At 69.4% G+C, this 19,866-nt stretch carries 18 protein-coding genes; 13 read left to right on the forward strand and 5 right to left on the reverse strand.

What is annotated here, in order from left to right:
* Position 1: 1 nt before the first annotated feature.
* Positions 2–2,731 (reverse strand): ATP-binding protein, encoded by a 2,730-nt coding sequence (locus OG876_RS30075; RefSeq protein ID WP_328520022.1) that lies wholly within the window; start codon positions 2,729–2,731, stop codon positions 2–4.
* 30 nt (positions 2,732–2,761) lie between these two features.
* A complete protein-coding gene (locus tag OG876_RS30080; protein ID WP_328520023.1) occupies positions 2,762–3,715 on the reverse strand; it encodes an EamA family transporter in 954 nt (317 codons plus the stop codon).
* A gap of 73 nt (positions 3,716–3,788) precedes the next feature.
* On the opposite strand from OG876_RS30080, the gene OG876_RS30085 reads away from it, so the two are divergent.
* Both OG876_RS30085 and fxlM read left to right on the forward strand, forming a co-directional pair.
* Positions 3,789–4,286: a MarR family winged helix-turn-helix transcriptional regulator gene (locus OG876_RS30085; RefSeq protein WP_328520024.1), complete on the forward strand. Its 498-nt coding sequence runs from the start codon at positions 3,789–3,791 to the stop codon at positions 4,284–4,286.
* Positions 4,287–4,291: 5 nt separating this feature from the next.
* Positions 4,292–5,494, forward strand: a complete 1,203-nt coding sequence (gene fxlM, locus OG876_RS30090) for a methyltransferase, FxLD system (protein ID WP_328520025.1) — start codon at positions 4,292–4,294, stop codon at positions 5,492–5,494.
* Here fxlM and OG876_RS30095 read toward each other — a convergent pair.
* The gene (locus tag OG876_RS30095) at positions 5,478–6,197 is read right to left on the reverse strand and encodes a hypothetical protein (RefSeq protein WP_328520026.1); all 720 of its coding nucleotides are present in this window, start codon (positions 6,195–6,197) and stop codon (positions 5,478–5,480) included. The two genes, fxlM and OG876_RS30095, sit on opposite strands and share 17 nt — an antisense overlap.
* Positions 6,198–6,332: 135 nt before the next feature.
* Between OG876_RS30095 and efp the strand changes: the two genes are divergently transcribed.
* The gene (gene efp, locus OG876_RS30100; protein WP_405067392.1) at positions 6,333–6,896 is read left to right on the forward strand and encodes an elongation factor P; all 564 of its coding nucleotides are present in this window, start codon (positions 6,333–6,335) and stop codon (positions 6,894–6,896) included.
* A 26-nt stretch (positions 6,897–6,922) separates the two neighbouring features.
* Entirely contained in the window at positions 6,923–7,333 is a 411-nt protein-coding gene (gene nusB, locus OG876_RS30105) for a transcription antitermination factor NusB (RefSeq protein WP_328520027.1), read from the forward strand.
* Between the two features lie 229 nt (positions 7,334–7,562).
* On the opposite strand, the gene bldD is transcribed toward nusB, so the two are convergent.
* Positions 7,563–8,075, reverse strand: coding sequence for a transcriptional regulator BldD (gene bldD / locus OG876_RS30110; RefSeq protein WP_328520028.1), 513 nt, complete (start codon positions 8,073–8,075; stop codon positions 7,563–7,565).
* Positions 8,076–8,281: 206 nt separating this feature from the next.
* On the opposite strand from bldD, the gene pyrR reads away from it, so the two are divergent.
* The 9 genes from pyrR (at position 8,282) to OG876_RS30155 (ending at position 18,975) form a co-directional block, all read left to right on the forward strand.
* Entirely contained in the window at positions 8,282–8,866 is a 585-nt protein-coding gene (gene pyrR, locus OG876_RS30115) for a bifunctional pyr operon transcriptional regulator/uracil phosphoribosyltransferase PyrR (RefSeq protein ID WP_328520029.1), read from the forward strand.
* The gene (locus OG876_RS30120; protein WP_328520030.1) at positions 8,866–9,807 is read left to right on the forward strand and encodes an aspartate carbamoyltransferase catalytic subunit; all 942 of its coding nucleotides are present in this window, start codon (positions 8,866–8,868) and stop codon (positions 9,805–9,807) included. Before pyrR ends, OG876_RS30120 begins: the two co-directional genes overlap by 1 nt.
* Positions 9,804–11,096, forward strand: coding sequence for a dihydroorotase (locus OG876_RS30125; protein ID WP_328520031.1), 1,293 nt, complete (start codon positions 9,804–9,806; stop codon positions 11,094–11,096). Before OG876_RS30120 ends, OG876_RS30125 begins: the two co-directional genes overlap by 4 nt.
* Positions 11,093–11,584, forward strand: coding sequence for a PH-like domain-containing protein (locus OG876_RS30130; RefSeq protein ID WP_328520032.1), 492 nt, complete (start codon positions 11,093–11,095; stop codon positions 11,582–11,584). The genes OG876_RS30125 and OG876_RS30130 overlap by 4 nt, the downstream gene beginning before the upstream one ends.
* On the forward strand, positions 11,581–12,702 hold the full coding sequence (gene carA / locus OG876_RS30135) for a glutamine-hydrolyzing carbamoyl-phosphate synthase small subunit (protein WP_328520033.1): 1,122 nt from the start codon (positions 11,581–11,583) through the stop codon (positions 12,700–12,702). The genes OG876_RS30130 and carA overlap by 4 nt, the downstream gene beginning before the upstream one ends.
* Positions 12,702–16,007, forward strand: coding sequence for a carbamoyl-phosphate synthase large subunit (carB, locus tag OG876_RS30140; protein WP_328520034.1), 3,306 nt, complete (start codon positions 12,702–12,704; stop codon positions 16,005–16,007). The genes carA and carB overlap by 1 nt, the downstream gene beginning before the upstream one ends.
* Positions 16,000–17,040, forward strand: coding sequence for a quinone-dependent dihydroorotate dehydrogenase (locus tag OG876_RS30145; protein ID WP_328520035.1), 1,041 nt, complete (start codon positions 16,000–16,002; stop codon positions 17,038–17,040). Before carB ends, OG876_RS30145 begins: the two co-directional genes overlap by 8 nt.
* Positions 17,041–17,063: 23 nt before the next feature.
* Entirely contained in the window at positions 17,064–17,900 is an 837-nt protein-coding gene (pyrF, locus tag OG876_RS30150; protein ID WP_328520036.1) for an orotidine-5'-phosphate decarboxylase, read from the forward strand.
* Between the two features lie 169 nt (positions 17,901–18,069).
* Positions 18,070–18,975 (forward strand): DUF4037 domain-containing protein, encoded by a 906-nt coding sequence (locus tag OG876_RS30155; protein WP_328520037.1) that lies wholly within the window; start codon positions 18,070–18,072, stop codon positions 18,973–18,975.
* Here the strand turns inward: OG876_RS30155 and OG876_RS30160 are convergent.
* Positions 18,948–19,817 carry a LysR family transcriptional regulator gene (locus OG876_RS30160; protein ID WP_328520038.1) on the reverse strand — a complete coding sequence of 290 codons (870 nt, stop codon included), beginning with the start codon at positions 19,815–19,817 and terminating at the stop codon, positions 18,948–18,950. The two genes, OG876_RS30155 and OG876_RS30160, sit on opposite strands and share 28 nt — an antisense overlap.
* Positions 19,818–19,866: the final 49 nt, after the last annotated feature.

Here is a 19,866-nt window from a genome sequence, read left to right on the forward strand (position 1 = left end):
GTCAGTGGTTCTGGAGGAGCTCGGTGACCAGGCTGTCGATGGACAGGTGGCGGGCCGACTCGGCGATGCGGTCCGCTTCGGGGCCGAGGGCCTGGCGGCACAGCGTCCAGGCGGTGGCGAGGGCGGCGAGTTCGTCGGCGATGAACAGTGGGGCGCTGATCTCCTCGCGCTGGTGTTCGGCGGTCGCGAGCAGGCGGACCGCCAGTTCGTGGTGGCCGGCGGCGGCCTCGACCGAGGCGAGCAGGCCGAACGCGTCCAGCACGCCGACGGAGTAGCCGACGTTCCGCGCGGTCCGCAGGATGTGCAGGCCGCGGTCCCGGGCGGCGGTGAGGTCGCCGGCCTGGAAGTCCATGATCCCGAGGTTGCCGCTGGCAATCACCATGCCCTGGTCGTCCTGCAGCCCGGCCCAGACGGAGTACGCCTCCTCGAACATCGTCCGGGCCTCGACCGGGTACCCGAGCTGCCGGAGTGCAAGGCCTGAGCAGTTCAGCGCCCCACCCAGGAGTACGCCGAAGTTCAGCCGGCGCGTCAGCAGCTCCGTCTCGTGGGCGTGGTCGAGGGCGGCGTACTCGTCGGCCAAGCCGAGGCTGGTCAGCGTGAGTCCTTGCAACGCGATCGCGAGTCCGCGGTCGTCACCCAGCGCGCGGTAGATCTCCACGCATTCCAGGCCGATGTCGCGCGCCTCGGCGTACCCACCGCTGAAGCGGGTCTGCACCGCCAGCGCGGCCAGCGCGGCGGCGCGCTCGGGTGAGCCGGGCGCGAGCATGGCGAGGGACCCGCGCAACCAGCCGCGGGCCTGGGCCATCATGCCGCGGTAGTACCAGTGCCAGGACAGCGGCGCGACGATCTCGCTGACGCGCCCGGGGTCGTTGCCTTCGCTCAGGCACCAGTCGAGCGCGGCCAGCAGGTTGGGCTCCTCGGTCCGCAGCCGCCGCGCCGCCACCGGCTCGGGCAGGGACGACCGCTGGTTCAACCGTGCATAGTGCTCACCGAACTTCGCCAGCCCCGCGCACCACGTGACATGACGCGCCCGTACGGCGGCCTCCTCACCGGATGCCCGCAGTCGCTCGTGCCCGTACTCCCGGACAGTCTCCAGCAAACTGAACCGCTCGTCGTCGTCCATCGTCACCAGACTCCGGTCCACCAGTACGGCGAGGAGCTCCGCCACCTCATAGACCCGGATTCCGTCGTCGGCGACGACCGCCTCGGCGGCCTCCAACGTGCAGCCCCCGGCGAACACGGACAGCCGGCGAAGCGCCGTACGGACTGGTGGTTCGAGCAGCTCGTGGCTCCAGTCGAGGGCAGCGCGGAGGCTCGCGTGCCGGGGTCCCGCGGCGCGGATCAGCAGGCGGTCGTCGATCCGGTCGGCGAGTTCCTGGACGGGAAGGGTTCGGGTCAGGCCGGCGGCGAGCTCGATGCCGAGGGGGAGACGGTCGACGGCGGCGCAGATCTGGTCGATGGCTGGGCTTGCCTCGACCCCACTGCGATCGCAGAACAGCGCGACGGCGGCCGTCGCGGGGAGTGGGCCGATGCGCTGGACGTGCTCATCGGAGAGCTCGAGCGCGCGCTGCGAGGTGACGAGGATGGACAGGTTGGCGGCCTCGACCCGCAGTTCGTCGATCACCGGGCCGATCTCGGCGGTGAGGTGTTCGGCGTGGTCGACCACGAGCAGCGCGCCGGTGAGCAGTTCGGCGGCCTGTCCGATCGAATCACCGTTGCTGTCGGCACCGATCGCCGCGGCGAGGGCTGCGACGAGGTTGTCCGCGGCGTGCAGTGGGGAGAGGTCGAGCCAGGCGACCGGACGACCCTCGCCGACGGCTTGCGCGGCGACCTCGCGGGCGAGCCGGGTCTTGCCGGCTCCGGGGTTGCCGAGCAACGTGATCAGGGTCGGGCGGGTGAGGCCGCTGAGCAGCTCGGCTTGTTCGTGCCGGCGGCCGACGAAGCTCTTCGCTGCCGTGGGCAACGAAATCCGGGGCATCGCGGGACGATGGCCGCGGAGGTCATCCTCGATCGCGACGGTCTCCGGTGCGGGGTCGATGCCGAGTTCGTCGGCGAGTTGGTGGCGCAGGCTCCGGAGGCGGTCGAGCGCCTCCGCTTGCCAGCCGGAGCGGGCGAGTGAGAGGGCGGACAGGCCGACCAGGCGTTCGTGCAATGGGTAGGCGGCGACGAGACGTTCGAGGTCGGGGCCGACGGGGTGCCCGAGAGCCAGGCCGGCCTCGACCCAGGCCAGTTGAAGATCCAGTTGGAGGGACTGCAGGCGTTGCTGCTGCGGTGCGACGAAAGGGATGTCGTCCAGATCGCTCAGTGGCTGACCACGCCAGAGGTCGATGGCGGTCGCTGCCGTCGCGAACACGCGGGCGTTGTCGTCAGTTCGCCGTACGGCGTCGATCGTCGCGAGGGCGCGCTCGGCGGCGATCAGGTCGGCAAGCTCGGCTCGCAGGCTGAACCCCGCCGGACTCCGGTCGAGTGCACCCGAGAACTCACCGAGGGCACCACGCAGCCGGGACGCCAGCACCCGCAGCCGCGCGGTCGGCCGGGCGGCGTCCGCGTCAGCCCACAGATCCCGGACCAAGATGTCATCGGCAACCGGTTCACCCCGGGCCAGTGCGAGCCGCACGGCCAACGCCCGAGCCAGCGGTTGCCGCACCGCAAGCCGCACCCGGGCAGCCGTCATCACCTCGGCCGGGCCAAGGACATTGACCTGCAGGAGCAGGTGCTTCGTCGCTCTCACCCCCAGTGGAGGACGTCGTACCCGCCGATCTTAGAGCCCTGCCCCTTCGGTGACCCGGGAGGTGCTGGTGGAGCCAGGAAGTCGCACGGTGGATCCAGTAGGCGACGGCGAAGCCGCGTGACTGCTCGGCCTCGTCCTTCGCCGTACCTGGGCGCTGATGAGTGCGGCCAGCACGATCAGGCCGCCGATGGCTTGGGCGGTGGTGAGGCGCTGGTCGAGGACCAGCCAACCGAGGGTGGTGGCAGTCACCGGGCTCAGCAGCCCGAGGAACGTGACATCGGTGGGGGACAGCTCCCGAAGGCCACGGAACCAGAGGGCATACGCGACCGCGGAGCCGATGATCGTCAGGTAGGTGTAGCCCGCGATGTTCTGCAGAGTGAACGCAGGCGGTGCGCCCTCGACCAGGAACGCGACGGGCAGCAGCACCAGACCGCCGGCGACGAGCTGCCAGCCGGTGGTGGCCAGCAGGGGAGCTGGCGACGTCCACCGCTTGCTCAGTACGACGCCCAGCGCCATGACGACCGCTCCACCAAGGGCTGCGACCACACCCCAGGTGTCGAGCTGGGCGTTGGCCCGGAGGACCAGCATGCCGACCCCGAACACACCGGCGATCGCAGTGAGGACAGTCCGCAGGGACAGTCGCTGACCCAGCAGACCGGTCGACAGCAGCGCGACGAGCAACGGCTGGATCGCGCCGACCGTTGCAGCCACGCCACCTGGCAGCCGGTAGGCGCCGATGAACAGCAGTGCGTTGAACGCCCCGATGTTGAGCGTGCCGAGGACCAGCGATCGCCACCACCAGCTGCCGCGCGGCAGCGTGCGGGTGATCGCGATCAACAGCAGTCCGGCCGGCAAGGCCCGGAGCAGCGCGGCGAGCAGCGGACGGTGTGGTGGAAGGAGCTCGGTGGTGACCAGATACGTGGTGCCCCAGAGCATCGGCGTGATCGCCGTGACCAGGAGAAGAGTGACTCGATTGCTTAGCACTAAGATAAAGTATCTCAGCGCTAAGCAACTTTCAATACCTCACCGCTAAGCGAGTTGGCCGTAAGCTGGACAGATGGCAGATCACGTCGACCTGGTGCTCGAGCAGTGGAGCGAGCAGCGGCCCGACCTGGACGCGTCGCCGATGGGCGTCATCGGCCGGCTGAGCCGGTTGAGTCAGCTGTTCGACGGCGAGCTGCGGCGCAACTTCGCCCGGCACGACCTCGACCGGGCGTCGTTCGACGTTCTCGCGACCCTGCGGCGCAGCAACTCCGAGCACAGCCTGACCCCGGCCGGTCTGATGCGCTCGTCGATGGTGACGTCCGGAGCGATCAGTCAGCGGCTCGACCGGTTGGAGGCCCGCGGGCTGGTCACCCGGGCGCCGAGTGAGACCGACGGGCGCGGTGTTCGGGTGACGCTGACCGCCGAGGGGCTGCGGTTGATCGATGCCGTGCTGCCGACCCACGTCGACACCGAGAGCCGGCTGCTCGCCGGGCTGTCCGGGACCGAGCGCGACCAGCTCGCCGGTCTGCTGCGGACGCTGCTGGAATCGCTCGGGGACCAACGGGACTGACCGCCATGGCGCCCCCCGGCAACGACTCGGCCCAGGCGGAGTTGTTGCGTGCGGCCCTCACCCGGCATTTGGTTGCCGAAGGCACCATCCGTGACGAGCGGGTGGCGGCCGCCTTCCGGACGGTGCCGCGGCACCTGTTCGTCCCGTACACGCCGCTCGACCTCGCGTACGCCGACGATGTCGTGCTGATGAAGCGGAACCAGGCCGGCGTGGTGATCAGCTCGGTGTCGCAGCCGAGCATCGTCGCGCTGATGCTCGAGCAGGCCGGGATCGAGCCGGGTGACCAGGTGCTGGAGATCGGCTCCGGCGGCTACAACGCTGCCCTGATGCGGGAGCTGACCGGGCCGAAGGGATCCGTGACCACGGTCGACATCGACCCCGAGGTCACCGCCCGGGCCCGTGCACTGCTGGACCAGGCCGGGTACGACGACGTCCTGGTCGTGCGGGCCGACGGCGAGTACGGCGCGCCGGGTCAGGCGCCGTACGACCGGATCGTGGTGACCGTGACGGCCTGGGACATCCCGCTGGCCTGGATCGACCAGCTTCGGCCCGGCGGGCGGATCGTCGTACCGCTGCGGGTGCGTGGGCAGACGCGGGCGATCGCGTTCGACCGGGTGCACGGGCACCTGGACAGCCGGTCGATGACGTGGTGCGGATTCGTCTGCATGCAAGGGGTCGGTGCGAACTACGAGCGGCTCGTCCCGATCAGGGGCGACGAGGTGGGCGTCTGCTTCGACGAGGATCAGGAGGTCGACGCGCATCCGTACGACGGTGTGCTGGAGCAACCCGGGGAGCGGGTCTGGTCAGGGGTGGTGGTGAACCGCGAGGAGCCGCTGTTCGATCTGAACCTCTGGCTCGCGACCACACTGCCTGGGTACTGCGTCCTGTCCGGTGACGGACCGGGTGTCGTCGCGCCGACGCCGCACTGGGGAGCCGCAGCGGTGGCGACCCGCGACAGCGTCGCCTATCTGACGTCCCGTCAGGCTCGGAGCGCCCTTGCCTCGTTCGTGGAGCTGGGGTGCAACGGACACGGCCCGGATGGACGTGACCTGATCGATCGGATGGTCGACCAGGTGCGGATCTGGGACGTCCATCACCGGCGTGGTACCGGGCCGGCGTTCCAGGTGCACCCGGTCGGCGACCAGCTCCCACCGGGATTCCACATTGCCCGGCGGCACAGCTACATCACGGTCAGCTGGCCGGAGTGACTCCGGGGCGCGGCGGGTTGCGGACGGTCTGCCAGAGCTCGTCGATGTCGGAGCGGTCGTCGGGCTCGTCGGTGTCGACCCAGCCACTGGCCCAGACGTTCTCCTCGCGGTCCAGGTCGAAGATGGACTCGGCGAACGCGGCCGAGCCGACGTACCGGGACTCGTCCTCGTCCGGCTCGGCGTCCGCGGACTGCGGGGAGCCGGGGGTGGTGCCGGTCGGCGCGACCAAGGCGCGGGCGTACGTCTGCGCGTCGAGGATGCCCAGGTCCCGCTCGTCGCAGAGCAGCCGGATCGCGCCGACCTCGTGGCCGGTGCGCATCAGCTCGCGCACGCGGGCGTCGAGATCCTGCTTCGGAGCGGGCAGGTTGTTCTGCGGCGGGCGATGCGCGGGCGGCTGATTGGCCGGCAACCAGATCTCGGCCGGCTGGTACTGCGGGGCCGACTTGGCCGGCAGCTGATTGGACTGGCCGGGTGACGTCCGCTCACCCAGGTGCCGCGGCTGGCGGCCGGCCTGCATGCTCTGCTCGAGCGCGGCGGCCACCTGCTGGCTGCCCGGTGCGGTCCCCTGCTGCGCCTGGATCCGCTCGATCAGCTTCTGGACCCGCGGGCTCGGCGTACCGGTGGACTTGGTCGACTGCTGCTTCAGCTTCCCGATCACGCTGAGAACGATCATGATGACGACGAAGATCGCGAACTCGGCCACCGGGTGCCTCCGTAGTGCTCGGGAATGCCAGCGTAGTCGCCGCCAGGGCCGCCGGCCGCCGCGGAATCGGAGGAAAGCGGTGGTGACCGCTACAATCCGGTGTTACCGCTGATCGATTTCGAAGGGCATACCCGCGTGGCAACGACGAACGACCTCAAGAACGGCATGGTGCTCGACCTGGACGGGCAGCTGTGGTCCGTCGTGTGGTTCCAGCACCACAAGCCGGGCAAGGGCGGCGCCATCGTCCGGACGAAGCTGAAGAACGTGCTGTCCGGCAAGGTGGTCGACAAGACCTTCAACGCCGACGTCAAGGTCGACGTGGCCACGGTCGACAAGCGCGACATGACGTACCTGTACAACGACGGCTCGGCGTACGTGTTCATGGACAAGAGCACCTACGACCAGCTGCAGCTGCAGCCCGAGGTGGTCGGCGACGCCGTGCACTTCCTGCTGGAGAACCAGGACGCCATCGTCGCCGTGCACGACGACCTCCCGCTGTACGTCGAGCTCCCGGCCTCGGTCGAGCTCACGGTGCAGTACACCGAGCCGGGTCTGCAGGGCGACCGCTCCAGCGGCGGCACCAAGCCGGCCAAGCTGGAGACCGGCTACGACATCCAGGTCCCGCTGTTCCTGACCACTGGTGAGAAGGTCAAGGTCGACACCCGCACCGGGGACTACCTCGGCCGCGTCACCTCCTGAGGCTTTGAGAGAGCTGACAACAGAACATGTCTGCCCGTAGCAAGGCCCGCAAGCGCGCACTGGACGTGCTGTTCGAGTCGGAGGTCAGGGGACTGCCGGTCGGCGGCACCCTGGCCGACCGGGTGGCTGACAACGATCCGCCGGTGAACGAGTTCACCGTGGCGCTGGTCGAGGGTGTCGCGAAGCACATCGACGTGATCGATGACCTGCTGGAGACGCACTCGGTGGGCTGGTCGCTGGACCGGATGCCCGCGGTCGACCGGAACATCCTGCGGATCGGGACCTACGAGCTGTTGTTCGACGACCAGGTGCCGGACGTGGTCGCGGTGAGCGAGGCGGTGGCCATGGCGCGGGACCTGTCCACCGACGAGTCGCCGGCGTTCGTCAACGGACTGCTGGCCAGACTGCTGCAGTTGAAGCCCACCCTCGGCGTCTGAAGAAATCTCGAGCTGAGGAACGAGGGGGGCGAGCCCTCCGGGAAGTCAGGCCCGAAACCGTCTCGGTACGGTCTCGGGCCGGGCAGGTGCGTCCCCGTCAGTGGTGGCGCGGGGGAACGGCCCCGGCCTCGGTGGTGCCTGTTGTGCGGTACTTCCGTACTGCGAGGAGGCGGGCGGCCGTGGGCCAGCTGCTACGAGCCCCGACCGTCTCTGCTGCCTCCGTCCGGCGTCAGGCGCCGGCTGCCTCGGTCTCCTCGACGTCGCCCTTCGCCTCTGGGTTCAGCACACCCCAGGAGATGAAGCGCTCGGTCAGAGTCGTCGGCGACTCGTCGTAGATCACGGCGAGGGTCCGCATGTCGTCCTGACGGATCGACAGCACCTTGCCGTTGTAGTCCCCGCGCTGAGCCTGAATCGTGGCCGCGTACCGCGTCAGCGGACCGGCCTCGCTCGCGTCGAGGTGTTGCAGGGCCTCCAGGTCGAGGATCAACCGGGGAGGAGCGGCAGCCGCGGCGGCCGCGCTGGCGTTACCAGGCAGCAACTCACGGATCGGCACGCCGTAGAAATCGGCGAGCTCGGCGAGCTTCTGGACCGTGACGGCTCGATCGCCGCGCTCGTACGAGCCGACGACGACCGCCTTCCAGCGACCCTTGGACTTCTCTTCCACGCCATGCAGCGACAACCCTTGCTGCTGGCGGATGGCGCGTAGCTTGCCACCCAGTGTCTTCGCGTATTCGCTAGGCACGCTGGTTCATCCCTCCGACTAGATTTCGTCAAGTCCGGCCCGCCGGAACGGGCCGGTCGGTGAAACCCCCCTCGATTACACAGAGTAACAATATTCTGGGCCAGAGGCCAGCGTCAAGACGGCGTGTCACATCCGATACCATGTCAAGCGGTCCGAACCTGCTTTAAAGACCCGTCCAGAGAGGCGGGAAAGGAGGAACGGTTGCGATGAACCATGCCCACAACGCCGCGCCCCAACCGGCGCCGCGCGAGGTCCTGGACGCTTCCGACATTTCCCGGGCGTTGACCCGGATCGCGCACGAGATCCTCGAGCGCAACCGCGGCGCCGACCCGGTCGTCCTGCTCGGCATCCCCACCCGAGGCGTCGGCCTGGCCGCACGCATCTCCGCCCGGATCGCGGCGGTCGAGGGGCAGAGTGTGCCGACAGGGTCACTCGATGTGACGATGTACCGCGACGACATCGGCCTCAAACCACCCCGTGGCCTGGAACACACCGACATCCCGGCGGGCGGTATCGACGGCAAGGTCGTCGTGCTGGTCGACGATGTGCTGTTCTCCGGCCGCACCATCCGCGCGGCCCTGGACGCCATCGGCGACATCGGCCGGCCGCGCGCCGTCCAACTCGCGGTGCTTGTCGACCGCGGCCACCGCGAACTGCCCATTCGCGCCGACTACGTGGGCAAGAACCTGCCGACCTCCCTGGTCGAGCGGGTCACCGTCCACCTGACCGAGTACGACGGTGCCGACGCGGTGCTGATCGCAGACAAGACGACGGCGGGGGTGAAGGCGTGATGAGGCACTTGCTGAGTGCGGGGGATCTGAGTCGGGACGAGGCGAACCTGATCCTGGACACCGCCGAGGAGATGCGGTCGCTGGCCGACCGCCCGATCAAGAAACTGCCGGCCCTGCGCGGCCGGACCGTGGTGAACCTGTTCTTCGAGGACTCCACCCGGACCCGGATCTCGTTCGAGGCCGCCGCCAAGCGGCTGTCGGCGGACGTGATCAACTTCTCCGCCAAGGGCTCCAGCGTGAGCAAGGGGGAGAGCCTCAAGGACACCGCCCTCACGCTGCAGGCGATGGGCGCCGACGGCGTGGTCTGCCGGCACGGATCCTCCGGGGCACCGCACCTGCTGGCGACCTCGGGCTGGATGACCGGGGCGGTGGTCAACGCCGGCGACGGCACCCATGAGCACCCGACCCAGGCGCTGCTCGACGCGTTCACGATGCGGCGGCACCTCGGTGCGCTGGACGGCCGCCGGATCACGATCGTCGGCGACGTCCTGCACTCCCGCGTCGCCCGGTCGAACGTGCTGCTGCTGTCGACGCTCGGCGCCGAGGTCACGGTGGTCGCGCCGCCGACGCTGCTGCCCGTCGACATGACGAACTGGCCGTGCGCCACGTCGTACGACCTGGACGCCGCGCTGGCCAAGAGCGACGCGGTGATGATGCTGCGGGTGCAGCGGGAGCGGATGAACGACGCGTTCTTCCCGAGCGCCCGCGAGTACACCCGCCGCTACGGTCTCGACGTCCACCGGATGGCGCAACTGCCGGACGACGCGATCGTGCTGCACCCCGGCCCGATGAACCGCGGCATGGAGATCAGCGCCGACGTGGCCGACTCCACCCGCTCGGTCATCGTCGAGCAGGTCACCAACGGCGTGGCCATCCGGATGGCCGTCCTTTACCTGCTGCTCTCGGGCAGCAACGACACGACTGAGGAGCAGACGGCATGACCGTGTACCTGATCACCGGAGCGAAGATCCTGGGCGGTGAGGTGGCGGACCTGCTGATCGACAACGGCGAGATCGTTGCCGTCGGCACCAACCTGGAGACGCCGGGCGAGGTCGAGACGATCGACGCCGCGGGGCTGATCGCGCTCCCGGGACTGGTCGACCTGCACACGCACCTGCGGGAGCCCGGCCGGGAGGACGCCGAGACCGTCCTCACCGGCACCCGGGCCGCCGCCCTGGGCGGGTTCACGGCGGTCTTCGCAATGGCCAACACCGACCCGGTGGCCGACACCGCCGGGGTGGTCGAGCAGGTCTGGCGCCTCGGCCGCGAAGCCGGGTACGCCGACGTCTACCCGATCGGCGCGGTCACGGTCGGCCGGAAGGGGACGCAGCTCGCCGAGCTCGGCGCGATGGCGGACTCGGCGGCCCGCGTGCGGGTCTTCTCCGACGACGGCGACTGCGTCTGGGACGCCGCCTTGATGCGGCGCGCCCTCGAGTACGTGAAGGCCTTCGGCGGCACGATCGCCCAGCACGCACAGGAGCCGCGGCTCACCCAGGGCGCGCAGATGAACGAGGGCGCGCTGTCCGGCGTCCTCGGCCTGACCGGCTGGCCGAGTGTCGCCGAGGAAGCGATCATCGCCCGCGACGTCCTGCTGAACGCGCACGTCGGCTCGAAGCTGCACATCTGCCACCTGTCCACCAAGGGCTCGGTGGAGATCGTCCGGGCGGCGAAGCGCCGCGGGCTCGACGTGACCGCCGAGGTGACGCCGCACCACCTGCTGCTGACCGAGGACCTGGCCGCGTCGTACAACCCGGTCTTCAAGGTGAACCCGCCGCTGCGGACCAGGGAGGACGTCGAGGCGGTCCGCGAGGGCCTGGCCGACGGCACGATCGACATCGTCGCCACCGACCACGCGCCGCACCCGGTCGAGGACAAGGACTGCGAGTGGAGCGCGGCCGCGCCCGGCATGCTCGGCCTCGAGACCGCGCTCAGCGTGGTCCAGCACGCGATGGTCGACACCAAGCTGCTGACCTGGGCGGAGGTCGCGGACCGGATGAGCTACCGGCCGGCCGCGATCGGCCAGATCGGCGACCACGGCCGGCCCCTGGAGGCGGGGAGCCCGGCCAACCTCGTCCTGGTGGATCCGGCGGTCGTGCGGACGGTCGTGCCCCAGGAGTCGGCGTCGCTGTCGCGGAACACGCCGTTCGACGGGATGACGCTGCCGGGCAAGGTGGTCGCGACGTTCCGCAAGGGTACGGCGACCGTCCTGGACGGGAAGCTGGCCAGGTGAAGGCGTTCCTCGGCATTCTCGGCACGCTGCTGATCCTGGCGGCTGCCTACTACGGCATGTACCGGGGCTGGCGGAACCGCAAGTCCCGGCAGGCCGATCTCGCGCCGCTGCCCGCGGTGCCCGAAGGCAGGACGCGGGGCGTGGAAGGTGTGTACGTCGCCACCACGTCGGCCGGCGACTGGATGGACCGGATCGCCGTGCACGAACTGGGCGTCCGCAGTACCGCGGACCTGGCCGTCAGTGAGGCCGGCCTGATCTTCCACCGGCAGGGTGCGGCGGATGTGTTCATTCCCGCGGATCACCTGACCGGCGTCCGGACCGACCGCGGGATCGCCGGCAAGGTGACCGCTGAGAAGTCGGGCCTGGTGGTGGTCACCTGGAACCACGACGGCCGCGCGCTGGACACCGGCTTCCGGCCCCGCCGCAAGGCCGACACCGCCCCCTTGACCGAATCCATCGCAACTCTGATCGGAGCCGAGCAGACATGAGCCAGCCTGCATTGCTGGTCCTGGAGGACGGCCGGTCGTTCGCCGGTACGTCGTACGGGGCGACCGGAGAGACCTTCGGCGAGGCGGTGTTCACCACCGGCATGACCGGCTACCAGGAGACGCTGACCGACCCGTCGTACCACCGTCAGATCGTCACCCAGACCGCGCCGCACATCGGCAACACCGGGGTGAACGACGAGGACGACGAATCACAGCGGATCTGGGTCGCGGGGTACGTCGTCCGCGACCCGGCCCGGGTGCCGTCGAACTGGCGCGCGACCCGGTCCCTCGACGACCAGCTCAAGGGTCAGGGCATCGTCGGGATCTCGGGTATCGACACCCGCGCGCTGACCCGGCACCTGCGCGAGCGCGGCGCGATGCGGGCCGGGATCTCGACCGATATCCTGGACCCCTCCCAGCTGCTGACGAAGGTGCTCGAGCAGCCGCCGATGGTCGGGGCGGACCTTGCCGACGAGGTCACCACGGCTGCGACGTACGTCGTTCCGGCCGAAGAGGAGAAGCGGTTCACCGTGGTCGCCCTCGACCTCGGGATCAAGTCGATGACGCCGAAGCGGATGGCCGAGCGCGGCATCGAGGTGCACGTGCTGCCGGCCACCGCGACGCTCGACGAGGTCCTCGCGGTCGACCCGGACGGCATCTTCATGAGCAACGGTCCCGGCGACCCGGAGACCACCGAGCACCCGACGGAGCTGCTCAAGGCCCTGCTGCAGCGGGGGAAGCCGTACTTCGGGATCTGCTTCGGCAACCAGGTGTTCGGCCGGGCGCTCGGCCTGGGCACGTTCAAGCTCAAGTACGGCCACCGGGGGATCAACCAGCCGGTGCTCGACCGGGCCACCGGCAAGGTGGAGATCACCGCCCAGAACCACGGGTTCGCGGTGGACGCGCCGCTCGACGAGACGGTGGAGACTCCGTACGGCACGGCTGAGGTGTCGCATGTGTCCTTGAACGACAACGTCGTCGAAGGGCTCAAGCTCACCGGTCGCGACGGCCGGGTGCTCGCGTTCTCCGTGCAGTACCACCCTGAAGCGGCAGCAGGGCCTCACGATTCGGCCTACCTGTTCGACCGGTTCGTAGAACTGATGGAAGGACGGGTCTGATGCCGCGGCGTACAGACATCGAGTCGGTCCTGGTGATCGGCTCCGGCCCGATCGTGATCGGGCAGGCCTGCGAGTTCGACTACTCCGGCACCCAGGCCTGTCGCGTGTTGCGCGAAGAGGGCTTCCGGGTCGTCCTGGTGAACTCCAACCCGGCCACGATCATGACCGATCCGGAGTTCGCCGACGCGACCTACGTCGAGCCGATCACGCCGGAGTTCGTCGAGAAGGTGATCGAGAAGGAGCGCCCGAACGCGCTGCTCGCCACGCTGGGCGGCCAGACCGCGCTGAACGCGGCGATCGCCCTGCACGACAACGGCGTCCTGGAGAAGTACGGCGTCGAGCTGATCGGCGCGTCCGTCGACGCGATCCAGCGCGGTGAGAACCGGGAGTCGTTCAAGCACATCGTCGAGAAGCTCGGCGCGAACGTCGCGCGGTCGCGGATCTGCCACACCCTGGACGACGTGATGGGTGCGGCCGCCGAGCTCGGCTACCCGCTGGTCGTGCGGCCGTCGTTCACGATGGGCGGCGTCGGCTCCGGGATGGCGTACGACGAAGCCGACCTGCGCCGGATCGCCGGCGCCGGACTGCGCGCCAGCCCGACCACCGAGGTGCTGATCGAGGAATCGATCCTCGGCTGGAAGGAGTACGAGCTGGAGGTGATGCGCGACAAGGCCGACAACGTCGTGATCATCTGCTCGATCGAGAACGTCGACCCGATGGGCGTGCACACCGGCGACTCGGTCACGGTCGCGCCGGCGATGACACTGACCGACCGTGAGTACCAGGTGATGCGGGATCTTGCCATCGGCATCATTCGCGAGGTCGGGGTCGACACCGGCGGCTGCAACATCCAGTTCGCGGTGAACCCCGACGACGGCCGGCTGATCGTGATCGAGATGAACCCGCGGGTCTCGCGCTCGTCCGCGCTGGCGTCGAAGGCGACCGGCTTCCCGATCGCCAAGATCGCGGCGAAGGTTGCCATCGGCTACACCCTGGACGAGATCCCGAACGACATCACCCGGCAGACGCCGGCCAGCTTCGAGCCGACGCTGGACTACGTGGTGGTGAAGGTGCCGCGGTTCGCGTTCGAGAAGTTCCCGGCCGCGGACGCGACGCTGACCACGCACATGAAGAGCGTCGGCGAGGCGATGGCCATCGGCCGCAACTACACCGAGGCGCTGCAGAAGGCGCTCCGCTCGCTGGAGAAGCCGGAGGCCCGGTTCTCCTGGGCCGGGTCGCCGTCGACCGACCTCGAGCCGTTGCTGGAGGCAATCAAGACGCCGCACGACGGCCGGCTGCGGACCATCATGGACGCGATCCGGGCCGGCGCGACGCCGGAGCAGATCTTCGACTCCACTCGCATTGATCCCTGGTTCGTGGACCAGCTCTATCTGATCCACGAGACCGCACTCCAGGTGTCGGCCGCACCGCGGCTGACGCCGGAGGTGATCAAGCTGGCCAAGCGGCACGGGTTCTCGGATCTGCAGCTGGCCGAGATCCGCGGGCTGACCGAGGACGTCGTCCGCGGGGTCCGGCAGGCGCTCGGGATCCGGCCGGTCTACAAGACGGTCGACACCTGTGCGGCCGAGTTCAAGGCCGAGACGCCGTACCACTACTCGTCGTACGACGAGGAGACGGAAGTCGCACCGCGTGAGACCCCGGCCGTGCTGATCCTCGGCTCCGGGCCGAACCGGATCGGCCAGGGGATCGAGTTCGACTACTCCTGTGTGCACGCGTCGATGGCGCTGCGCGAGGCCGGCTACTGCACGGTGATGGTCAACTGCAACCCGGAGACGGTCTCGACCGACTACGACACCTCCGACCGGCTGTACTTCGAGCCGCTCACCTGCGAGGACGTTCTCGAGATCGTGTACGCCGAGATGCAGGCCGGCCCGGTCGCCGGGGTGATCGTGCAGCTCGGTGGCCAGACCCCGCTCGGGTTGGCCCAGCGGCTCGCGGATGCCGGCGTACCGATCGTCGGGACGTCGCCGGCCGCGATCCATCTCGCGGAAGAACGGGGTGCGTTCGGCAAGGTGCTCGCCGAGGCGGCGCTGCCGGCGCCCAAGCACGGTACGGCGATGTCCTTCGACGAGGCGCAGTTGATCGCCACCGAGATCGGCTACCCGGTGCTGGTGCGGCCGTCGTACGTGCTGGGCGGTCGCGGCATGGAGATCGTCTACAGCGAGGCGGAGCTGACCGCGGCGCTGAACCGGCTGAGCGCCGGGTACGGCTCGTGGGAGCATCCGGTGCTGATCGACCGGTTCCTCGACGACGCGGTCGAGATCGACGTGGACGGGCTGTTCGACGGCGACGAGTTGTTCCTCGGCGGCGTGATGGAGCACATCGAGGAGGCCGGGGTGCACTCGGGCGACTCGTCGTGTGCGCTGCCGCCGATCACGCTCGGGAACGCCGACATCGAGAAGATCCGGACGTCGACCGAGGCGATCGCCCGTGGGGTCGGCGTCCGCGGGCTGCTGAACGTGCAGTACGCGCTGGCCGGGGACGTGCTCTACGTCCTCGAGGCGAACCCGCGCGCCTCGCGGACGGTGCCCTTCGTGTCGAAGGCGACCGCGACTCCGCTGGCCAAGGCGGCGGCCCGAGTGATGCTCGGGGCAACCATTTCCGAGCTGCGGACCGAGGGTCTGCTGCCGGCCGAGGGCGACGGTGGGACCCTGCCGACCTCGACGCCGATCGCAGTGAAGGAAGCCGTGATGCCGTTCAACCGGTTCCGGACCATCGACGGCGCGTCGGTCGACACTGTGCTTGGGCCGGAGATGCGGTCCACCGGCGAGGTGATGGGCATCGACGACACCTTCGGGACCGCGTTCGCCAAGTCGCAGGCCGGGGCGTCACAGCCGCTGCCGAGCTCGGGCAAGGTCTTCGTGTCGGTCGCCAACCGGGACAAGCGGCACATGATCTTCCCGGTGAAGCGGCTGGCGGATCTCGGCTTCCAGATCTACGCGACCGAAGGGACGGCGGACGTCCTGCGGCGCAACGGGGTCGAGGCGGTCACGGTCCGCAAGAGCAGCCAGGGTCCGGGGCCGAACGGTGAGCCGACGATCGTCCAGATGGTGCAGGACGGCGAGCTGAACCTGATCGTCAACACGCCGATCGGGATCACCAAGGGCGGGTCGCCGCGGCTGGACGGCTACGAGATCCGGAGTGCGGCGGTGGCGCGCAACATCCCGTGCATCACCACGGTGCAGGGGCTGGCGGCCGCCGTCCAGGGGATCGAGGCGCAGCAGGCCGGGGACATCGGTGTCCGGTCGCTGCAGGACTGGGTGCCGAGGATCCGCGGTGTATAGGCGGGTCGTCCGGCCGGTCCTGTACCGGCTGGGACGCGGCGACGCGGAGATCGCGCACGAGCAGACGCTGCACGGCCTCCGCCGCCTCGGCCGGATCCCCGGCGCGGTCGCGGCCCTGTCCCGGACGTACGGCGCGCTGCCGACAGGCTCGCCTCGGACGGTCTTCGGCGTCCGTTTCCCCTCTCCGGTCGGTCTGGCCGCAGGGATGGACAAGAACGGGATCGCCCTGCCCGCCTGGCGCGCGCTCGGCTTCGGCTTCGTCGAGGTCGGCACCGTGACCGCTCATCCGCAGCCGGGGAACGAGAAGCCGCGGCTGTTCCGGCTGGTCGAGGACGAGGCCGTGATCAACCGGATGGGCTTCAACAACCTCGGCTCTGAGGCGCTGGCCGCACGGCTGGCGGCGTACGGCGAGCTGGGTTATCCGCTGGGGATCTCGATCGGGAAGTCGAAGGTGACTCCGCTCGAGGACGCGGTCGAGGACTACGTGACCTCACTGCGGCGGCTCTCCGCGTACGGCGACTACTTCGCGGTCAACGTGTCGTCGCCGAACACGCCGGGACTGCGGTCGCTCCAGGACGCCGGACACCTGCGTGAACTGCTGACCGCCCTGCACGCCGAGGCGGCCTCGCTGAGCGTTGGTGGCCTGGGCGGGAAGCCGATCCTGGTGAAGATCGCGCCGGACCTGACCGACCAGGCGATCGACGAGCTGTTGCAGGTCTGCACCGACGTCGGCGTCGCCGGGATCATCGCCACCAACACGACCATCGGGCGGCCGGGCGTGGAGACGCACCCGCTCGCCGGGGAGGCCGGCGGGTTGTCCGGCCGGCCGCTGACCGAGATCGCGGCCAAGACGGTCGCGCACATCCACGCGGAGACCGGGGGAGTGCTCCCGATCATCGGGGTCGGCGGCATCCTCGAGCCCGCCGATGCGATGCGGCTGTTCGACGCCGGGGCCAACCTGGTCCAGGTGTACACCGGGCTGATCTACCGCGGGCCCGGCCTGATCCGCCGCATCAACCGAGGACTGACGTGAGCCACCGACCCATCGGGAGTGACATGAGGAACGAACCCTTCGGCACCCGGCTCCGGGCGGCCATGGACACCCGCGGCCCGCTGTGCGTGGGGATCGACCCGCACGCCCACCTGCTCGAGCAGTGGGGCCTCCCGGACACCGCGGAGGGTCTGGCGTCCTTCACGTACGGCGTGGTGGACGCGCTGGCCGACCGGGTCGCGGTGTTCAAGCCGCAGTCCGCGTTCTTCGAGCGCTTCGGGTCGGCCGGGATCGCCGTACTCGAGCAAGCGACGATCCGGCTGCGGGATGCCGGCGCGCTGGTGATCATCGACGCGAAGCGCGGTGACATCGGGTCGACGATGGCCGGCTACGCGGCGGCGTACTTGGCGGAGAAGGGGCCGCTGGCGTGTGACGCGCTGACGGTCAGCCCCTACCTGGGGTTCGGGTCGTTGCAGCCGGCGATCGAGGTGGCGCGCTCGGCCGGCGCCGGGCTGTTCGTGCTGGCGCTGACGTCGAATCCGGAGGGGCCGCAGTTCCAGTCCGCGCGGACGGTCGATGGTCCGACCGTCGCCGGCGCGGTGCTGGACGGCCTGCGTGCGCTGAATGCGGAAGCCGACGACCTCGGGTCGTTCGGCGCCGTCGTCGGCGCGACGATCGCCTCGACCGACGAGAACCTGGACATTCGTGGTCCGCTCCTCGCGCCGGGCCTCGGCGCCCAGGGCGGTACGGCGGACGGGCTGGTCAAGGTGTTCGGCCCGGCGGTGCGGAACGTCGTACCGTCGAGCTCGCGCGAGATCCTCGGCGCGGGGCCGTCGGCCGTGGCGCTGCAGGATGCGGCCGATCGGGCCAATGACGGGTTCCGGGCGGTCCTGGGGTACTGACAAAGGCCGGTGAAATCCGGTAGAATTTGATTTACCAAATGGCGCAATCAATTTCGCGCCATTTGGTGTTTTTTCTTGCATTTACCGGATCGCGCATGCGATCTTTCTCAACATGTCTCCAGGTCTGGAATTGTGTCGGCGGTTCTACGGCGAAGTGGTGCGTCCGCTCATGACGGTGCCGCACAGTGCGGCACTGCTGGGCCGCGGCTCCGAGGTGCTCGGGTTCGACGACGAGATGTCGACGGACCACAACTGCGAGGCGCGAACCCTGCTCTTCGTCGAGGCGGGAGTCGCGTGCCGACCCGAGGTGCCGGATCGCTTCGCCGGGCGTCCGGCCCTTGTCGAGGTGCACACGATCCGCTCGTATTTCGAGCAGCAACTGGGATTCGATCCGGCCCAGGACCTCGCGGTGCGGGACTGGTTCACGTTCCCTGAGCACAAGCTCCGCATGTTCACCGCGGGCGCGGTCTTCCACGACGATCTCGGGGTGCAATCCGTGCGTGATCGGCTGGCGTATTACCCGGAAGACGTCTGGCGTTATCTGATGATCGCGACGTGGTGGCGCGTGCATCCGGAGATGAATCTGGTCGGCCGGTCCGGCTATGTCGGCGACGAGCTCGGGTCCGCCCTGATCGGCGCGCAACTCGTGCAGGACTTGATGCGGTTGTGTTTCCTGATGGAGCGCGTGTACGCGCCGTACTCGAAGTGGTTCGGTACGGCGTTCAGCCGGTTGTCCTGTGGTCCGTCGATGGAGCCGGTTCTGCGCGACGTGTTGCGAGCCGAGACGTGGCAGGAGCGCGAGCAGGCGCTGATGGCGGTGTATCGGCTCGTGGGGGAGTTGCACAACCGGCTGGAGATCACAGCGCCGGTGGAGCTCGGGATCGAGCGGATGTGCGGCCGGCCGTTCAAGGTGGTGTGGGGTGACTTCCCCGGCGCGCTCGCTGCCGAGATCCAGGATCCGGAGGTACGGCGGATCGCCGTGCGCTGGCCGGTCGGCGGGATCGACCACGTCCGCAGCGTGGTGCCGTGGAAGGCCAAGGACCTCCGTCAGCTGATGGGGCTCCTCGACTCCTGATAGAGGCTGGTCAGCAGGGCGACGGCTGCCTCTGTCGCCGGGTGCGGGTCCTGACGGTGCCAGATCAGGTGTACGTCGACCGGCGGAGCGTCACGGAGTGGACGGTAGGCGACGCCGTCGCGGCGGTACTGCGTGGTCGTCGCCTGCGGGGTCACACCTACGCAGCGCCCGGAGGCGATCGCGGCCAGCCAGTCGTCGACGTCGTGGGTGTACTCGATCTTCGGACGCGCCTCCTCCGGCCAGAGGTCCACGGTCGTGCTGCCGGTGCGGCGGTCGATCGACAGTGTGCGGTCGCGGAGTTCGCCGAGCGTGAGCGTTCGCTTCCTGGCCAGCGGGTCGTCGGCCGGCAACGCGGCGTACCGCCGCTCCTGAGCCACCGTGACGTGCGCGAACCGCCGCAGATCGATGTGTGTCCGCACCACCGCGAGATCACACAGTCCCTCCGCCAGGCCGCCCGTCGCCGTGTTGGTCCGGATCAGCTGCAGCTCGATCCCCGGATGCTCGCCGGCCCACCGCCGCTGAAACTCCGTCGTCAACCGCCCCAACGCCGACCATGCGTGCCCGATGCGCAACCGCGAATGCCCGCTCGTGGCCTCGATCACCAACTCATCGAGCTCGGCAAGCACCTGCCGCGCCCGCGCCAGCACCCGCACTCCCGCGGTCGTCGGCGTCACCGACCGACTGGTCCGATGCAGCAGCCGCACGCCCAGTTCCCGCTCCAGCGCCATCACGGTGCGCGACACCGCCGCCTGCGACACCCCTAACTCGATGGCCGCATCCGTAAACGTCCCCGCATCCATCACCGCGACCAGACACCGCAGCTGCCTGACCTCGAGATCCATAACCCCAGCGTATAGATCACCCCATCGATGCATTTTGCGGACGACCTCC

The sequence above is a fragment of the Kribbella sp. NBC_00359 genome, assembly GCF_036097425.1.
Taxonomy (GTDB): Bacteria; Actinomycetota; Actinomycetes; order Propionibacteriales; family Kribbellaceae; genus Kribbella.